The sequence below is a fragment of the Lachnoclostridium sp. An196 genome (assembly GCF_002160135.1).
GTDB lineage: Bacteria > Bacillota > Clostridia > Lachnospirales > Lachnospiraceae > Hominiventricola > Hominiventricola avistercoris.
In genome coordinates this window covers 261,782-281,353 of record NZ_NFJZ01000001.1, presented here as the reverse complement: position 1 = coordinate 281,353, position 19,572 = coordinate 261,782, and the positions used below count along the sequence as shown (strand labels likewise).

At 44.4% G+C, this 19,572-nt stretch carries 10 protein-coding genes and 1 pseudogene; all 11 read right to left on the bottom strand.

The window, feature by feature from the left end; genetic code table 11:
• Positions 1-6 precede the first annotated feature (6 nt).
• Positions 7-1,659 carry an ArnT family glycosyltransferase gene (locus tag B5F29_RS01240; protein WP_087152855.1) on the bottom strand — a complete coding sequence of 551 codons (1,653 nt, stop codon included), beginning with the start codon at positions 1,657-1,659 and terminating at the stop codon, positions 7-9.
• A 2-nt stretch (positions 1,660-1,661) separates the two neighbouring features.
• Positions 1,662-2,957: a hypothetical protein gene (locus B5F29_RS01235; protein ID WP_087152854.1), complete on the bottom strand. Its 1,296-nt coding sequence runs from the start codon at positions 2,955-2,957 to the stop codon at positions 1,662-1,664.
• A 150-nt stretch (positions 2,958-3,107) separates the two neighbouring features.
• Positions 3,108-6,506, bottom strand: coding sequence for a GH25 family lysozyme (locus B5F29_RS01230; protein ID WP_162608328.1), 3,399 nt, complete (start codon positions 6,504-6,506; stop codon positions 3,108-3,110).
• Positions 6,507-6,682: 176 nt separating this feature from the next.
• Positions 6,683-6,877 carry an SEC-C metal-binding domain-containing protein gene (locus tag B5F29_RS17120; RefSeq protein ID WP_242955546.1) on the bottom strand — a complete coding sequence of 65 codons (195 nt, stop codon included), beginning with the start codon at positions 6,875-6,877 and terminating at the stop codon, positions 6,683-6,685.
• Between the two features lie 101 nt (positions 6,878-6,978).
• A complete protein-coding gene (locus B5F29_RS01220) occupies positions 6,979-8,526 on the bottom strand; it encodes a hypothetical protein (protein WP_143449099.1) in 1,548 nt (515 codons plus the stop codon).
• 583 nt (positions 8,527-9,109) lie between these two features.
• Positions 9,110-10,396 carry an IS110 family transposase gene (locus B5F29_RS01215; protein WP_087152851.1) on the bottom strand — a complete coding sequence of 429 codons (1,287 nt, stop codon included), beginning with the start codon at positions 10,394-10,396 and terminating at the stop codon, positions 9,110-9,112.
• A gap of 331 nt (positions 10,397-10,727) precedes the next feature.
• On the bottom strand, positions 10,728-11,891 hold the full coding sequence (locus B5F29_RS01210; RefSeq protein ID WP_162608327.1) for an SIR2 family protein: 1,164 nt from the start codon (positions 11,889-11,891) through the stop codon (positions 10,728-10,730).
• Between the two features lie 156 nt (positions 11,892-12,047).
• On the bottom strand, positions 12,048-13,124 hold the full coding sequence (locus B5F29_RS01205; protein ID WP_087152849.1) for a hypothetical protein: 1,077 nt from the start codon (positions 13,122-13,124) through the stop codon (positions 12,048-12,050).
• Positions 13,125-13,154: 30 nt separating this feature from the next.
• Positions 13,155-13,320: pseudogene (locus B5F29_RS17115) on the bottom strand (AAA family ATPase); the annotation flags it as partial.
• Between the two features lie 180 nt (positions 13,321-13,500).
• Complete coding sequence (locus tag B5F29_RS01200) at positions 13,501-16,440, bottom strand: hypothetical protein (protein ID WP_087152848.1); 2,940 nt, start codon at positions 16,438-16,440, stop codon at positions 13,501-13,503.
• Positions 16,421-19,561 carry a hypothetical protein gene (locus B5F29_RS01195; protein ID WP_087152847.1) on the bottom strand — a complete coding sequence of 1,047 codons (3,141 nt, stop codon included), beginning with the start codon at positions 19,559-19,561 and terminating at the stop codon, positions 16,421-16,423. The genes B5F29_RS01200 and B5F29_RS01195 overlap by 20 nt, the downstream gene beginning before the upstream one ends.
• Positions 19,562-19,572: the final 11 nt, after the last annotated feature.

Here is a 19,572-nt window from a genome sequence, read left to right as displayed (position 1 = left end):
ATCCACCTATAGTTTATAGATATCCAGGATATCCAGACCATACGCCTCAATCGTCTGAAAATATTCATAATTCTCTTTGGGTTCCCAATACGTTCCGCCGTCCAGGCCTTCCTCATAAATCCGGGTATCCATCAAAATCCGAGTATGGTTGTATATATGGTAATCTGCTTCCTCGCACTCCTTTGTCTCCGGTTCCGCGATCTGAATACGGTCTTTTTCATCATGCGGAAGCACTTCCCATGCCATTTTGATTCCATAATAAGACACTAAATTATCCGATGAAATCAATATTTTGTCAGAATCATCTTGTTGCAAAATTTGTTTTAAAGCATATTGGAATGCCAACACCCCAGTATCCACTTCATAAGTTTCTTCCACGTTATTTCCCGCCAGGAAATTATAATATACATATTGAAGCGGATGTCCTGAAACCAGCAAATATACACAAAACATCCCCTGCGCTGCCATTACTGCCCACACCGGCCGTTTCCAGGATATCCATTTTACCAGCGAAGCCATTCCCATAACCGCAAGCAATACAAGAGATGGATAAATAAAGTAGAAATGTCTCCACCCATTATATACATTGCTCCTTTTTAACATATAAACCAGTAACGGAACCCATACCATCAGGCCAAGCAGGATACCATATTTGACCGTTTTTTCTCTCCAGTTTCGATTTTTTACCGCGCCGACCATACTTCTCAACAAATTAATCTGGCCGATCAGAATCATCACCACAAATATCACCGGAGTCGTGATTACAATCATCCACATAATATAGTGCCATGGCAAAGGATGTACCGTATACCGATAAAGATCTCCCGCATAAAGCACCCAGTGATCCCATCTTGAGAAGCCAGACGCATTAGATATCGTATAAATCAAATAATCCAGCAATGATGGCCATGTTGCCGGTGTGATCAGGACAAATGCCAATACCGCGCTTCCAGCCGCCGCCAGTCCTGTCCCCAGTCTTCTATAATCTCTCCACCCGTCCTGCAAATACTCAATCAGGTACATTCCTTCAAATAAAACTGCATACAAACCGCCAACCACCCGAAGATTTGTGCAAAACGCAACACTAATCCCCCATATCACACTCCACTTCCACGTCTTTGATTCCATGAAGCGTATACCGAACCATATACAAATAGCTGTGGCAGACAGCATCAATACATCCTTATTGTTAAAAAAAGCTTCAGAAAAAAACCGGGGGTGCAAAAGCAGCATCGCAGCCGCCACAATTCCCCATCTCCTTTGCCCGGTCAAATATTTTCCCGTTAAATATAAACATACAAGCCCTGCCACGAACCAGCACCAGAGGTAATAGTGATAAAACCACATACCCCAGTCCGCATGTCCGATTTCCCGCAAAACAGACACCACGGCCGCCGCCGGATAAATCAATGCTTCCCCATGATCAATCTCCACAGAGTCCATGAGATCTCCGATCTTATCGTCCATAAATTGAAAAATGCCGCTGTCTTCCCCACAGATCACCCGAACATATTCTTTCAAATTCATGCGGGCAATGTCAATCTCTACGTTTTCATCATACCAGATCCCATAATCCCGCACCAGGAACAATCCTAAAACCAACAGCAGCGCAACTGCAAACCCCAGATATTTACATTCCTTCTTCCGACTTATTTCCATATTCAACTTTGCTCCGTCTTTTTAAGAAACATTTTTACTCTTTTACCAAAACCATGCGCCTGCTCTCCTTTTGCAAACGCAGCAAAAAGGAATGGGCTATACGCCAGCTGAAACGCATGATGTTCAAATAATCCGTGCAGTGCCACAAAAGATAATACCAACAATAATATCCAATCCTTTTCCCTGCGGGCATACAGGCATGCCATAGTAAACAAAACCAGCACTACAGCAAGTATTATCAAACCATATAACAAACTGACCTGCATATAAGAACTATCAATATAGTAATACTTGCTTGGCATATTCACACCCCCGCCGCCTCCGGTCATAGGAATATTTCTCCCCCATAATCGAAATCCATAGATTTCGATTCCCTTTTTCACCAACGACAGCCTGCCATTCAGAACACTGTCAAACCACGTCAAAAACTTGTTATCAACAGAATAACAAATGCTTACAATATGAACCCCCAAATTACACAAAAGAGGCATCAAAATCAATACTTTAGACGGGATACCCGACCAAATCTGATCCCATCTCTGCGGATTTTTCACCCTTTTTAAAAAGGACAGGTATATAAACGCGCTGACAGTGACCAGCATCAGCAGCACCGTAGAAAACCTGCCTTTACACCCGAACCATGCGGCAAGACCCAGACTGAAAAACACAAGGATTTCGGGATAATGAAGTTTTTTCCCTCTTATATACCAGTACCCCAATCCCAAAAACAAAAAATGCGCCGCACAGTCTGTAGGATATATAAATCCGAAAGAAGTCCTCCCTTCTCTTGCTGCATACACCAGATTTTCCACCCATCCCAGTTGAGAGCCAGCCACCGTAACCAGCGCTATCCCTACTGCGATCGGGAAATAAATCCGCATCAACGTTCGAAACGAAAAATTTCTGGCTCCAAGCGCTAACAACACATACGCCAATAAGCTGCTCCCACCGTTCGCATCTGTAATCCGGAACATCAGGAAGCCCATGATCAATGCCAGAATATATTCTTTCCAATTATAGTTCCCACTGAAAACATATTGAAAAATGACAATAACTGCAAGAACGATCTGAGGGCTGAACAGCAGCATATATGCTGTCTGATGCCATACATTGTCGCTCTGTGCCAACACCCTCCATGGAATATTAAACTCTGTTGTACTCAAAAATGTTCTTGCCGTCAACACGGCAAACATAACCAAGTAAAGCATATTGGCAACTGTGCAAAGAGTTTTTCTCATACTTTCCAGTACCAGATACACCTTTTTATTTTTTATTTCAATTTTTTTAATTTTGTTCATCCTTATTTTTCACTCAACATTTTCTTTACATAAAATAATAAAAAACCTATTTTATAATATAGTTTTCACCTCCCTTTGTCAACCAATTACACCGAAAAGGAAGTCATGGTATATACTCCTACATACCACGACTCCCTGCATATGATTTTGCTATTTATAATTTTTATAACTTACATTCCGGTCTACGTTTCCGGAAATTCCATCCACACTTCCAGTACTGGTATACTGCCACATGGTCAGATTGCCCGGTCCGCTGTATCCCGGTCCCTGATCTAGACTCCTCCATCTGGCCAGCCAGATATCTACGCCTTCCAGTGCTTCCGGTTCGATATAGTTCTCCAGCCAGTTTTTATTCGCGTACAGCGCAAACTTATACCCGGCACGTTCCACGATCTTCTTATACTCCTGTATAATCTCCGTACGCTTCTCCCGGGTCGTCCGGTTCAGCACCGTGGAATCCTCCAGATCCAGCACAATCGGATACTCCAGATACCGGCCTCCCAGCGCATCCACGATCTCCGTCGCTTCCTGGCGGGCCCCAGACTTCGTCGTGGCGTAGGTATAACGGTATACTCCTACTTTGATCCCTGCTTCTCTGGCATTTCTATAATTATACTCAAACTTCGTATCTTTATCCAGATTTGAAGTTCTCTTTCCGGTAAGGATCCGAATCATGGCAAAGTCAATGCCACTGTCCGCCACTTCCTCCCAGTCGATCGTTCCTTGATAACTGGATACGTCTATGCCATAATACATATCTTTTTCCACTGGAGGTTTTGAAGGCGGGGAAACCAACTTGGGCGGTTTCGTTGCCTGGCCTACCGGTCCCAGAGTATTCGTCTGATAAATTCCTGCAATCGCATACACTTTATAATAATAGGTCGTTCCTGCCTGTAGTCCTTTATCTGTATAGGAAGTCTTCTTTGCCCTGCTGATCTCCACATAATCGCCGTCTGCGCTGTCCGACCTCATCAGGACATACGCCTGCGCACCGCTGACACTCTTCCAGGAAACCTTCAGCTGGTTCGTCCCGGTCTTCACCTTCAGATTTTTCAGCTCGCCCAACACAGGCTTCGCCGAAGTCACATTGGAATATTCCCCATAGAAATAATCCCGGGTCGGCCGCACTTTATAATAATAAGTAACGCCCGTAGTCAGCTTCTTATGCGTATAGCTGGTTCCCCCCTGAGATTTCAGGAACCTATACTCTCCATCTGGCGAAGTGGAATAATAAATCTCATATTTTCTCGTGGAGGGCACCTTGCTCCACTTGATCGTCACGCTGTTATATTTTGTTTTAGAAACATATACAGTCGGGGTTCCCACCAGAACCGTCTTTCCCGATACTGCAGCGCAATAATCACTGTAATATTTCACTTTTCCGATCTTTTCATAGGTCCGAATCTTGAAATAATATGTCTGGCCGCATTTTGCTTTTGTGAACTTATAAGTTGTCTTCTTTGTGGATGTGGCACGTTTGTATCCGCTGTCCGGAGATGTGGAATAATAGACCTCATAAGTTCTGGCGTCTCCCACTGCATTCCAGTTCAGCTGCAGCGTATTATATTTCGTCATCTGCACCCTGAGTCCGGTTACCTGGCTCAGTTTTACCATTCCACTTACAACAGCAGAATCTTCTGAATATACTGTTCTCCCGTTTACAGTATAATACGCGCGGACTTTATAATAATAAGTATTACCCACTGCAAGCCCTGTATCACGGTATTCCGTCTGACCATTGCTCAGATTCGCAGCCAAAACATATCCGCTTCCAGAAGAAATCGAACGATACAGTTCATATCCGCCTGCTCCTTCCACCGCCTCCCAAGACACCGTCAAAGACTGGGCATCCGATGTCCTCACGCTGTCGGCCGCCGGTGCATTCAATACGGTCTGCACGGTCTGCTCTGCGGAATATTCTCCATAAAACACCTGTCCTCCCAGCTGCTTCACCGGACGGATCCGGTAACCATACTGCACTCCCGGTTCTACCGACAGGTCTGTATAAGCCCCAACGCCAGCCTGAATATCTGCAATCTTGCTGTACGATCCATTGTCAGCTTTTCTTTCCAGTTCATAGCCGACGGAAGAATCTGTTCCTTTCCAGGTAAGTACAATCTGGTTCCATGCCGCAGGTGACGCTGACAACGCAACTGCATCCAGAACCGGCGTTTCTGTTCTGACCTCCACAGCGTCCGAATATGCGGAATACGCCGCACCGCTTCTCTGCTTCTGGTATACCGCGCGCACTCGATAATTATAAAAAGCATCATAGTCAAGTTCCTCATGGACATATGATGTTTCTCCGGTACTTCCCAGGAAAGTATATTCTCCGGATGCAGAATCCAGCGCTTCTACTTCATATCCCGTAGCCCCTTCTACCTGACTCCAGGACAGTTCCACCACATTCCCCCCGGCAGATGCATTCAACCCTTCCGGAGCGTCTGCCTCTGCCAGAATTTCTGCCGCTTCTGAAAAGGCGCTCCTGTAAATACGGCCATTCTCCGCGCAAGCAGCTTTTATCTGATAGATATATGTCTTTCCATAAGATACTCCCTGGTCCTTATAAGAAGTCTCCCCGCTGTTCTCTTCTGTCTGATAGATAAGTTCTTCCTCTGCCGCGCCTCCATCCTGAACCTCTGCCCGATACACTTCGTAAGAAGACGCGCCTTCTACCGCGCTCCAGCTCAACTGTATCCCGGTAAAATCGTGAACCTCCGCTACCGCTTTCGGCGCTTCCATAACCAGATAGCTAAAGTCCACCGTCTGTACCAGCCGGGACTGCGTCTTTTCTTCTAAAATATATGTATAAATAACTTCCGGGCGCAAACAGGAACTGTCATACTCCGGCTGCTGAACCATATATTCCAAAAGTTCCTGTACCAGATCCCGGGACAGCGCCGCATCCGACAAATCTACTTGAACCGTCCCGTTCGTCCATGCCTCTGCCACAGCCGTCATCACTCTTTCATACTCTGTGAAATCCGCCGCGACTTCTTCCGCAGGCTGTTCAAACGATAACACAAAGCTGTCAGACAATATCTCCGGCTGCTGTCCGTCTATAGGAAGACTATTTTCTAGTGTTTGGTTATCCTCGGAAAGGCTGTTTTCCGGCGGCTGTTCCACTAGGAGACCATCTGCCGGCTGCTGCACATCCAGCATTCCACCATCCTCCAGATTCTCCCCTGACGAATCATTCTGTCCTGTTCCATCATCCTGCGGGGCCGAATCATTGTCCCCTTCTTCCGGCGTCGTTTCTCCGCTTCCCGGCTCTGTCTGCGTCTGCCCGTCTGTTCCTGACAACTCCTCAGAGCCTTCTTCCGATTCTCCCGTCTGTTCTATATTGCCATCAGGATTATCCGTATCGGTTCCAGTTCCTTCCGAATCTTCTTTCTGATCTGACGATGTATCCGTATCGGTTTCTCCGCCCTCGTCTGTATACATTATTTCACTGTCTCCCGATAATTCCGAAGCTTGCAGAGGCGTCTCAAAAAGCATCACGCATGCCAGTGCACAGGATAAAATCCTCAATACTGTCTTTCTCTTCATCGTTCTCCTCATTTCTTACATCTGTGAAACTAAAACGCCATGGCATACAGTCTGCGCCGTAGCGATACCGTTTTTATTATATACAGGGGGGATATAAATTTCAAGGTACGCAAACCTTAAATTTTCTCCATAATAATCGAAACTAGAATCATGCTGAGCCGCCAGAGTGTCTGACCTTAATCATATTTCCCCTTCCCTTTACAGCATTTTTTGAATTTCCTGCCGCTGCCACAGGGACAGGGCTCATTTGCTCCAATCTTTCGATGTAACCGGACCACGGTCGCCGGTTTTATATCCGGCGGGAGAAGATATTCAAACAAATTATTCTCCTGAAGCCCGCATACGACAGATTTATTGTTCGTGTATTCCATCCACCGCCCGACTTCTGTGGATGTTTTGAGCATTTCGAAGAAATTGCCCAGGATTTTTTTGCTTTTCGGGAATCGCAGCACAAGCGTGTATGCCCTGTCTATCAGATTTCGGGGTACAGAGATTTATATTGTTCTCCGTACGCGGTTTCCCACAGATCAATGGTTTTTTCCGCAAGAAGCTCACTGTCCGGATAACATGCCAGCAGTTCATCCGCCTCTTCTAAATAAGCCGCTGTCATCTCGTCCGTCACAGAATCATCAAAACCAACCTTCAGTGCCCTCGCCCCAACCAAAAGTCCTGCAAAATCCGAGATCATCATATTGTTTTTTATTTCGTCAATCAACCCGTCAATCCATTTTAAAGCGATTTCCCTCATCCCGGCCAGAAAAGCGCCTGTCGCGGTTACTTCTGTACTTATCAGCTTTGCGTGGAGATAATAGTAATGCACTTTATCATTAAAATATATCCCGCGCCGTCCTGCGGCGTAGTCCTCCGCATAATCCTGCAGCGCATCCGTAAACATCAGCAGATGTTCACCGCTCCACTCCAGTGTCTCCTGGCATTTCAGTGCGCCTGAAAACAGAACATATGCATATAATTCTGACTGGCGTTCATTAGAGAAGTTGGTATTCTGAGTGATTTCCTTCTGTCTCTTTTCAATGTCATCCCATTTTTTATAATATACGTCAGATACTATGATTTCTCTCTGAATACTCAGGTACAATTCTTTCTTTTCTTCCGAATCGCCCAGATCAGCCAGAGCCGCTTCTGCCTTTCGTATCACATTCTGCGCGCTGGTCACACAGTCTTTCTCAATAAGATAATGTGCAAACTCCAGTAAATGCTGTACCTTTGTCACACAAAGCCCGCCGACAGCCTCAAAAGACACCACTAAATCAATTGCTTCAAAGCTTTCCTGCCTGGACCATCCAAAAAGCTGTCGCACGCACAAATAGAGTCCTTGCAGACAAAGTTCCGAATTTTCCGCCGTAACGGGCACTTCTTTCCAATACTTATACTCCTCCAAATCTCTCTGCAAGAAGTATCTGGCATCCTCCTCCGAGGCAATGATCTTAAACGCAAGCAGCGATTGCCGCACCGCCATCGCGTTAAGATTTCCATAATCCGAAGATTGTTCACGAATAAATGCAATCAGATGATCCTCATGCTGGAAATCAGTCAGACATCTGCCAAGGAACGCATTATAATCCTCCGGGACGGTATTCCAGAGTTTTCGTGACAATTCCACGATATCATCCCCGTCCAAGTAGTATAGAAACATATATTCTTTGATAATATCCGGATACAGCACATGCAGTTTTTCAGTTCCGGTCAAAATATCCTGTGCCGCATCCTTCAAAAGTCCCGTCAAAAAATCTGTTCTTTGTACACCTGATACCGCATGTTTTTTCGCATAGGAGTGGATCATCCCCCATTCCTCCGGATACCAGTCTTTTATCTCAGCCAGAAATAAGCCGTCAGCAAGCCCTGCACAGATCATGACATGGATCAAGGCGTTAAATACCCTGACATCACCACCAACCAATCCGAGGATCCGTTCCTGCTCACGTTTTACCACGATCTGAATAAGCTGCTTATACCCATTATATTCTACCGCAAGGCATCCATTGCCGATCCATGCTTCCACAAACATCTGCAGAAAAAGCGGGCGATACCTTAACTGTTCGAATTTTCCCGCATAGTCCTCCCTATAAAGTCAAGTGGTTTTTCCTTTAAAATAAAGGATTTTTCGAGTTTCTATCTCAGATGAATGAGCCGAAGGTATGGGTATTTCTCGGTATCTGGTACGAAAATAGCTGGTTCTGGGTACACGAAGTAAAACGTCTTGATTTATCGCTTTACATGGCCTTTGTGTATCCCCATCCATCTACGGCAGCGCACCTCCCGTGTCTACCAGGATCACCCTCGTCTCCGTGGGGTCCCCACTTCCTTCGTTCCGCCTGCCCATAACCAGGGTGTCAGCTTAGCTCCTTCTCAGGGTCGTACCCTCTGGTGATTATTCCTGCCGACTACTGGCTCATTCTTTGTTTTAAGTTTACTGACTTCCTGTATGCTTCCTCGTTCCAGCACCTTGCGGTGGACGTTTCACCGGCGACAATTCCGCACCCGTTTCAGATGCCCTGTCACAGCTGAATTCAACTCACAATGCTTACTGAATGCGCTCAATTCAACCGTGACAGGTTTGGTTATCAAGTTTCTGTTCTCGTCTTCTATGCCGCATGTAATTCCAGCCTACGGATATCCCCCATCATCTTCTCCGGATCATAATCCACGCCCTTTTTCAACATCACATAAAAGACTCGTATCACTTTGCACGCAACCGCTACCAAAGACTGCATTTTCTTCAGCGGATTTTTCTCCCGAGTTCTGTAATACTCGTAGATCTTTCTGAATTCCGGATTCCTTGCGATCAGTGACAGCGCCGCTTCAAACAACACATATCTCAGGCGTTTACGTCCCCTGTAGCTGATCCGGCTTTCTCCTTTGTGCTTCCCGGATTCATTCGCTACGATTGCATATCCTGCCAGCTTTTGCAACTGTTTTGGATCATCGAAACGTCTGATGTCTCCAACCTCTGCTATAAACCCGCTGACCGTAATCTTCCCTATCCCTTTAATCTCCAGCAGTTTATCGATATAGGGAATTTCGCTCAGCTTTGCATCCAACATGCTGAGCAGTTCTTCCACTCTTGACGCGTATACATCTATATCATGCAACAGCATTTTAAGCTCTATCCTGGCTGCTTCCGGCGATTCCTTGCTGCCGACGCTGTGCTCTGCAGCCGTTACCAGGGTCTTTGCCCTCTTTATTCCGGCGCCTCTCAGCTTTGCGTCCCTCCAGATCCGGTTTATACCCTCCACACCCAGCTTCCGGATGTCATCCGGAAGAGGAGCCACCTGCAGCACCATCCGTCCACTGACTGCCTTGATATCCCTGTAAACGTCCTTATACTCCGGGAAGTAGATGGCGAACCATCTGGCAAGCCGGTTTTTGGCTCTGGTAAGCTCTTCCTGTGCCTGAAACCGCAAGTTCGATAAATTTCTGATTTCCGCATAGACGCCAGTCGGTATATAAGGGTACGAGAAACGCCCCTCATTCACAAGACCAGCGATGGTCTTCGGGTCCTTACGGTCATTCTTGTTGGGATTGTTATCGTCCAGCTCTTTCGATTTCTTCACATGATGGGGATTCACATGCACCGGCCTCATCCCGTTATCCTGCAGGAACTTCCCGAGAGCAAACCAGTAATGACCGGTCGGCTCCATTCCGGGAATTACAGCGGTTTTGCCATGCTTTGCTGACAGATCCTCCATCCAGGCTTTGAAGGAATGGAAACCTTCTTCCGTGTTGCTGAATTCAAAAGCCTTCTTTGTGTATTCGTAGTTACGCCAGTAGAATGCACGGGCAAAGTGGGTTTCACTTCCAATATCAATGCCAACAATCAAAGTTTTTTCAGTAATGGATGCAATCTTAGCGTTTTGTGTGTTATACTTCATTTCAGATACCTCTCTGTTCTATAAGATTTGTACTAACCGGCAAAGTCAGTAAATCTTATTTTACTCTGAGGTATCTTTTTATCAACCGCCTTTCTTGGAATTCCCTATATTTGAATTATACAGGAAGCTCCTTTAACTTTCTGTTTCTGTACGCGTCCGCAGGCAGACCACCTTTCTTACAGATCTCTCCTATTAGTTCTTCCACAGAGGCCTCATCCAGATCGTCCAGATACAAAAAACGATGTTTTCTTGTGCTTGGTTCCAGATTGTATTCGGCATCATTAAACTTTGCCCGGTGATATATATCAAATGCAGTTGTCAGACTGTAATGTCACGAGCCAAATTCCGTCGTATTCTCCCTTTCTATAAAAAGGATCCGCAGTTTATACGGCAAATCCGTAAACTTATCAATCAATAAAGAGACGGTATCCGCTATCCTGACTTCATTCCCCTTTACATAATCAACAATCGCAACCGTATCGTTGAACGGCTGAAAGTTCTTTGCACAGTCCAATTCGACTGAACAGTTCAGAAAGAATCCAAAAAAATACGCCGTATTTTTCCGAATAAACTCCAGCACCAGGCGGCTCTTTCCTGCACCCCCCTGCCCCGTGACCGCCCACCAAAGAAACGGCCGATCCGTCTCATAAAAATTCCAAAGCCGGGCCATTTCCACATTCCTGCCGCAAAACTTCAAATATTGCTGCGAGTAGTGGTACTCTGCCAATCCGTACGCATCTGCGACTCTTTCCGTAAAGGCGGTCCTTGAGACTATCGGACTATTTTCGATCCTAGATCTCAAACGTATCTGTGCCACTTCCTCTAAAAAAAGCGGCAGGTCATCGTATTCATCACCATATGGCACGGATTTTATAAACGGAGGCAGGTCATCCGGCGCTTCCCCGCTTCTGCACAAGAAATAATAATCCCGGTCAATGTGCAGCACATCGTTCGCAAAACGTATAAACTGAGCAATATTAGCATCCTCTGTTGTCTGACCGCAACCCACAAAAATAAGCGTCCTTGTACCCAAAATCTGCTGGATAAACTGCGCTCCCCTGTCATTCAGTATCGCCGCATACTGCTCCTCATCTGCTATAATGTTGTCAGTCTCTCCGACAGAGTCATAGATTCCGTGAATATGAAGCACCGCATCGCTTTTGCCGTTATCCAGCATCAGAAACGCCTGGTCTGCCTGTTCGTAGGAAAGCGCCAACAGACCTGTCGCCTGCTCCAGCAGCAGATCATAATTTGTAGTTGCGAAGATATCCTGTGTAATAAGAAGTTTTTTCAACGTTTCTGTCAGAGGGCGGTTCGTTACGCAGTTTGTCTCGAACGAATCCTGCATCCATTTCGAATATGTACCTTCCTTTTTGGTAATCTCAAGGACAGACTTCACTTCTGCCAATAAATTGCCGGTAGAATCATCCGCTTTGATGGATTCCCTGATCTCCTCCGCGCGGGCAGCGTCTGACATATATCCTGTGCCATCCATAATCCACTTCTTCCATGAATATACTTTCCCGGTCAGGCTTGAAGATATCCCTGTTCCGAAGAGATATACCAGTTTATTATTTTGAACAACACTGTAGAAGTTTTTGTAATCTGAAACACTGCATCTCATACCATCGTCACGCTCTTTTCCAAACTGTCAGTACTCTTTCTCCAATTGATTCCGTGCAAATATGTATTTTCCGTTTTCTTCTGTGAACTGATTTTTCAATATTATCTTCTCCGTCCCCTGATAAATAATTACCTCAAGCATATATTTTCCCGATTTCACAGCACTTACTTGAGACAGATCCATGCTGTATTTCCAATATGCAATAGTCTGATCTATTACCGGCGATCCTGTTATTGTTTCAGCACCTTCCTGTACTCCTACATATGCTTCCTCATATGAAGTCATTAAATTTGAAGGCTTAACAGATTTTGTCTCATATATTAGACCGTCAGATTCGTCATATATGAATATTTCTAAATTATCATATCCTCCTGAAGAAATATTGGAAATTTCAACTGTACCATCTTCATGGCAACTGACGTTCGCTGCCGCCGCATTATTCAGACTGAATAATAGCACAATATAATATAAGATAATAGCAATTATACCCCAGCATATAATTCTTTTCCCAACAGATACGACTGTTTCAATTGCTTCTTTCCCTTTTAATATATTTATTCGTCCGCACAAATCCTTTAACTCTAAAGCAAATAACACAGCCATAAATATATAAAAAACATATTTTTCCCATCCCGTTTCATGCCTGACAAGTAATATACCAAAACTAAAAAAAATTGCAATCAAGAAAAAAATATATATCTTTGTGTCATTTAGCAATTCAAAATATCGTCGATCACATATCTTATCATGTTTTTCATACTCCTCATCCAAAAGGTTATAACTCATCATCTCTTCTTTTATATATTGCATTATATCAAGAAATATAAAAATGTATCCTGCAAATGCCAAATAAACGAAAGTCAAAAAAATCTTATATAAATTTTGATTCGGATAAATATTGGTTGCTTTTTCAACTATTTTTAAAAAGAAACTAAAAACCATTCCCAAAACAGCTATTAATCCAATAACCGATGCAATCCTTGCCGTTCTTCTTTGTTCTTTTCTATCATTATCGTTTACCTGGCTGTCCTGCATACTTTGCGATTTTTCTTTGATGATGTTCCTTTTTACAGAGTTCCTTTTAACATGTGTATCTTTCTTCATTTTGGTTCAACTTCCCGAAATATTTTATCATTTTAACATGCTCATATTTAAAAATTTGCCAAAACGCCTGGGGCGGGTAAACAGATTCACCTCGCCCCAGTTTTGCAGAATTCTCTTTAATGAACAGAGTTTTATCCACATAATAAAAATCATTTGTCCTGATTTTTTCGAATCCATCAATTCCCTGCCGTTCGATCTGTCTGGCTGTGGTCTTCGCACTTTTTCCATACCCTTTCCCAGCTTACGGGCAAAAATTATGCGCTCGGACTTCAGATAATTGAAACACAAGATTTTATACTTCAGTATGAAATTTCAACCGGACCGTATCCCGGCAAACTTTTTTCCTGCGTCCGGCAATATCCAAGCATTCTTCCCTTCAACAAAACCTTATTAACGAATCCATAATACCGCTTACCTCTTCCAATAATGTTCCGCAACCTTTTACTTTTGAAATAAAACTCCCATCCATACCATTTTGGCGGATTTTGTCAATCCAATGCAGGATATCTTCTTTCGCACATCCTGCATGTTCCAACGCGTAATAAACATATGCGAATTCGCTTTCCACATTTGTATTAAAAACTGCGGGATCATCTGAATTAATTGTTACCAGAATACTTTTTCCCTGTTCCGCATCCGCCTTTAATGGGCTAAGTCGAAAAATGGGATGTTCCAAAAGTTCTCCCATATCTCCTATATTCAGGTTCGATGTCGGATTGGTTTCTATGTAAATTCCCTTTCTGGCAACTTTCCGCTGCAAATACTCCTGCAGTTCTTCATACAATTCTAGTTCATTGTTTCGAACCGGAACCATCTCCACCTGCTTTCCTCTTTCCTCAAATACCGGACAGTAGATAGTGCTGATCAGGCGTTCAACAGTCCACAATCCTTCATACCCTATGCACTTTGCATTTATTATTTTGCAATATGTTTGTGGCTTTTCTTTCTCATAAATATTTCTGTCCGCAGGCTTCGGTGTTTCATTTTCCTCTTTCTTAAGCTGTGCCAGCCATTTTTTATGAGCAACTGAAAACTTTCTCTCATAAGCCTGGTACAGCAGCCTGACTGATAAGCCCGACAAACTTCCATATATTTTCTCCGCACATTGAAGTATTTTTTCTTCCAGCATTTCTAACTGGACAGATAAGCGGACCTCTCCATGGACGATTTTTCCCCAAACCCAAAGTAAATCCTCCATATATTCCTGAACAGGCATCGCTACCGCTTCTGTTTCCCGAATCCACCGCCGAATATCTGTGCCCAAAGCCAGCGCATGACCGAGACGGTCGCCAGGTTTATAATAAAACCGTTCTATCACTTCATCAATATGCCGCAGTCCGGACAAAATATGCCGGTAGTCTTCTCCCACATGATAAGTAAAACCTATATTTTGGACGCTGGAATACTCCCTGCTTCCTCCATGAAAATATGTACTTATTGGCCGGCTTGTCAATTTTGACCGCATCCTCGTAAACGCTGGAGAAAACATCCACGGTTCCATCGCATTCTCATCGGAAGCCGCGTCCACGCCAACGACATATTCATTCAGTTTTGGGATTTCCTGACGCAGTTCTTCTATTGCAATCCCCAACAGCATCATCCGCTCGCGCAAGATGAACCGATGCTTTGAAACACTTTTGCCGCTATCATCCATATCTCTCCAGCAATGATAGCCAGAGATATTGTCGGTGCTTTCCGTTTTTATAAAATGATAGATAATTCCCAGGACAGGAATCCCCAGCTCTTTTATTTTTTCACCGTACTCATGCAAAATTTTACCTATCGCTTCATGGCGGTATATTTCTTTTTGCCTTTCTTCTTCCCACCGCAGATATAAGGATGTTTTCCCGACCCCCATCACCGATTCCAGAATATATTTTCGATACGACTGAAATAAGGCGAATAACTGTCTGCACAATCTTTGTTTCATTTCTTCTACCGCTTTTTTATCTTTTAAGTTGCACAGATGTTCCAATTCTATATCCGGTGCGATGCGGATTTCTATTTTTTTCAGTCCGGCAATTTTGGACTGTGCACGAAAAACATCCAGCGCCATTTTTTCGCTTCCCGCCGCCCACGATTCTTCTATTATCATCTGATTGAAATATGTTTGAAAATGCCGCAGTCCCGGAACCAAGTCGCTCGGCAGTACTTTCCGTACGAACAGATTTTTAATCCGGATATATTGCAAAAACCCCCTCGAAAAACCAGTATCCCAGGAACGTTCTTTCATATAGCGGCAGCAATAATATAAAAGTATAAATTCTGAAGACGTTTTTAACTCCACATGGGAATTGAACACCGCCTCCAAAAGATAATCCGGTGTTTCTCTGACAATCTCCTCATCCACCACTTCCCAGACCGCTTCTTCCAATTCTTTTCTATCCACGTCGAATATATCCCCAGTATACAATGCGCCTATCACAGAGCAAAAAACGCCCCCGTGGTATCCAACGATCCAGTCCATAAAAGGTTCCGCCTTACTTCCCATCAGAAAAACAGCGCTTAACAGCCGGAACAAGGCTGCCTCTAGATATACTTCCTCTTCCGTGTCCTCTGGAGCAGGACGAAAGCACTCCCGAAGATTCATCTTATTTATCCAGACTGCTTCATAACCAAACGCTGCATTAAAATGCAGATGATTCTCCGCCATTCCTTTTCTCAACACTTTAACCAGGAGCTTATCCGGCAGAGAAATATATGCTTTCTGTTCATACAGCGCTTCCGCTCCAAGATCACATTCAACCATAAAAAGGGCCATAAAAAGATCCGGAGACACATAACTGCTTAACATATTCCATATCTCTACTTTGTCAAATACATGGCCGGTGCAGAAAATGTCCTTTTGGTCAACATTCTCGCTGTTATTCCATGTGCGGATCGCAAGAATGCCGTCCCGATAGGTCAACAGTGATACGGCAATCCTTCGCATCCGTTCCATATAAAAAACCGCCGCATTCTCCTTTCGGTCAGACCCGTTCCCCATTTGCTGTTTCAATTGTTGTCGTTCCTCAATAGAACGCTCCATATCCAGCAGAGGATAATAGAGTTCGCAAAGCATCTGAAGGCTGTCATAAGAGGGAATCCTGCTCCTGCAGGAGTCTGCAAGATATTGCAAGAGCTTCTTTTCTGCTTCCCTGTATCTTTCACTCTTTTGCATCTTTTCTCCAAGTACGCGGGCGCCGTTTCCCTTTACGGCAATCAACGCTTCATATGCCATACAGCGCTCATATAAGTAGTCGTTCTTCTGCAGATCGGGATCCGTTATGGGAAAGAGAAGTACGCCCAAAATCTGATTAATCCGGGAACGATTCATGTTTTACCTCTTGCAATATCTGCTTTATATATTCTTTTTTATATTGAGATGCCGCGCGCTCGATCAGCCTCCGGATCATTTTCCTCTCTTTTGACAGCTTACTATAGTCCTTTTCCACCAGCTGGCACATCTGTTGAAACAGTTGGAAATAGTAAGTGGGCATTATCTCGCCGTCGCTGTCATTTATGCTATATTCTATCGCCTCCGAGGAGTAATCTGGATCCATATTATATTTTTCCACAACAGAATAATACAGGTAAAGCCTCTGCATCCTCACAGCCAGATGCACGCGGACGGCCAGATACAACGCGCTCTGAAATTCTTCCGCGTCATCCGCATTGAAAGATACTTCCAATTCTCGTTCAATCTGCTTTATCTGTTCTTCTATATATTCTGCATCCGTTATATACCTCCCGCGTATACATGCATATTTTACACGGTTCAGACATTCTTTGATTTCTCTGTACAGGGATCCCCCCATCAGATACCAGGAACCTTCCTGCTCCTCATACTCTGCCGGTATATACGATGTCAGACGGGACGCCAGCTTGTTGAATTCTTTTTGATAAGCAGAATCCGTGCTGTCATCGTCCGCCGCCGAATAGATATTCATGATCTCAGAAATGGAAAATGTCCGGGCCGTCATATCCCACTCGGAAATGGAATCATACAGTACTTTCAGGACGGTGAGTATCCCGTTGCCGGTCTGTTCCTGCGAAAGCCCGCTTTTTACCTCTTCTCCCTCTTCATCCGGCAGCAATTCTATGACATAACCAATACTTTTCCCCGCCAGGTCGTTGTTTACCTCCTGTATCAATGCTGTGACTGGTTCCATCAAAAATGTCGGCGCCCCTTCTTCCGCAGTTTTCTTTTCGTTTGAAATGATCTGCGTCTCCTCGGCATGTTCTTTTATTTTCTGGCAAATTCTTTTATGAAATTCTTCTATATGCTCTTCTCTCAACGAATGGGAATCTTCTTCCCCATCCTCCATTTGTTCAAAAAGCTTTCTATGTACCCGGAATTCTTCTTTCGCAGTACCCAGGAGGTAAAATTCATCCAGCGTCTGGTAGATGTCGTCCTCCAACAAATCTTTTATCGCCGTCTGATAGCGAGAAAGAGACTCCCACTCTTCATACAGTCTGCAGTTTTTCAGTTCCCTAGTTCCAATCAGATACAGGTTCCCATATGTCGCCGAGAGCATCCCGCATATCTCCTGCAGCCAGTCCCGGTCTTTTCTAAATGCCCAGGATATGAAATCGTCCGGAACCGTCTCTAGCAAACCGGAAAAGTCGTAAAGATACTCTTTACACAGTTTTTTTTCATGAATCCCTTCTTCCATCAGCCTGCCCAGCCGGTTCAGCAATGTTTTATAATGTGCGAAAAAATCTACCGCCGTCAGATTTCTCTGAAGCTTGGCATCTCCGTGGAACACCTGATCGCACAGAAATTCTCTCAGATTAGAAAGTCCGTGTATCCTTTTGCGCCCTGTGATCCCTCTTTCTGTACAATCTTCCAGAATCAAAAAAATATTTTCCACAAACTGGAGCAAAGAATACAGCTGCAGCGCCATCTTTACACATTCCGTTGCAGAATACACGCTCAGTTTTCTTCTCAGGCAGTCGTCCAGGTAAGTATAATTGATATAAAGCAGCCATCCGTCGTGTTCCATCCAGAAGATCTCATTGATAAAGCTTTCCACATCCTCGATCCTCTCAGCCAGGTCATGGTTTGAATTAATGGAAACATACAGGAATCGCCATGCACTGTGATATACCATTTCCACATATTTTTCATGTCCCTCATCCTGCTGCTGCAAACTTTTTTCATTAAATGACGCTATAGTCTGGACAAGGCTCCCTATGAAATCCTTGATACCAATGTAAACGTTTCCGAGCTGCCTGGAGGTATTGCCAAGGAAATTGAGATAATAGTCTCTGTCAACCTGGTTCTGGACAAGAAAGTTTTCCCGCACTCCGGGATTCTGCAAATATCCAAGCAGCATCCCGACCTGCTCGCAGATCCCTGTCCAGAGTTCCTTATCGTCATCCAGGTAAAACAGCCTTTTTTCTTCCACTGTATTGAACTGCTTCAGGTAATACCTGGTAGATGTGGGCATCACTTTCCCCAGGTATCTTCTTGCCGTCTTTTTCACCAGTTCCCGGGATTCTTCCTCTTTATCATGAGCATTCCCGTTTACATCACGGGTGTTCAGATAATCTCTCCACTCTTTCGGCAAGCGCCCTATGTCACGGTCCAGCCTCTTTTCAATCACCTCCAGAAACATCTCTTCATCCGCCGTCGTGATGACTACGATATTCGGATGGGAAAGATACTTTATGATTACCGAAAGCAGTTCTCCTGCTTTCTGGGGCGCCAGATCAACATCGTCAAAAATAAAGTAAATCAGCGGCGCGATTTTCTCCTGCCCACTCCCTTTCGTCTCATTCATTTCCTTGATCCACAAGATCCACTTATCCCAGAATCTCATGATTTCCTTGGCAAACCTATAATAATTCTGGGACTGCTTCACCGAATTTCCAACCGCAAGATTATAGGACGATTCGTTTGCCGGATTATATTTTGCCGCATAAAACAGTTCCACCAGCCTGTCCAGTTCTTCCGCCAGAGAATCGCCTTTTCTGTCCGCTTTCTCCCTTTTACAGTTTTTCCAGAAATCAGCATATCCTGTCTCGTAGTCCTGCTTTCCAATCACACTCCAATACTCTTTTTCGAAGTCCGATACCTGATCATGCACAATCGCCAGCAGCCATCCCAGCACGCTGCCGTCGTCAGGGATAACCTCCGGTATAATGATCGGAAGAACGACGTCATAAGCATGCCTGCTGTCCTCTTCTATTTTTTTATGCAGCGTAAACGCCACCGATGTTTTTCCAGTTCCGCGTTTTCCAAAAATTGATATGACATTATCGTACATCAGATTATACTGGTAGTGGGTAAAACTCTGGATCTGATGGTCTACCAGCCATTTGCGGTGCTTCTCTATACGGCTGACCGCGCTTGCATAGTCAGGAAACACATTCATCATCTGCGTATCGTTCAGTATCTTGATTCCCACTTTATGGTCCGGGCTGATAATTTTCTCCTTATCTCTGTAATCCATCTTTCTCTCCC

Coding starts and splice junctions, on each gene's coding strand:
- B5F29_RS01205 (WP_087152849.1), bottom strand. CDS start 13,124: ATGAAGAAAGATACACATGTTAAAAGGAACTCTGTAAAAAGGAACATC.
- B5F29_RS01195 (WP_087152847.1), bottom strand. CDS start 19,561: ATGGATTACAGAGATAAGGAGAAAATTATCAGCCCGGACCATAAAGTG.
- B5F29_RS01240 (WP_087152855.1), bottom strand. CDS start 1,659: ATGGAAATAAGTCGGAAGAAGGAATGTAAATATCTGGGGTTTGCAGTT.
- B5F29_RS17120 (WP_242955546.1), bottom strand. CDS start 6,877: ATGGAATACACGAACAATAAATCTGTCGTATGCGGGCTTCAGGAGAAT.
- B5F29_RS01200 (WP_087152848.1), bottom strand. CDS start 16,440: ATGAATCGTTCCCGGATTAATCAGATTTTGGGCGTACTTCTCTTTCCC.
- B5F29_RS01215 (WP_087152851.1), bottom strand. CDS start 10,396: ATGAAGTATAACACACAAAACGCTAAGATTGCATCCATTACTGAAAAA.
- B5F29_RS01230 (WP_162608328.1), bottom strand. CDS start 6,506: ATGAAGAGAAAGACAGTATTGAGGATTTTATCCTGTGCACTGGCATGC.
- B5F29_RS01210 (WP_162608327.1), bottom strand. CDS start 11,891: ATGGATGGCACAGGATATATGTCAGACGCTGCCCGCGCGGAGGAGATC.
- B5F29_RS01235 (WP_087152854.1), bottom strand. CDS start 2,957: ATGAACAAAATTAAAAAAATTGAAATAAAAAATAAAAAGGTGTATCTG.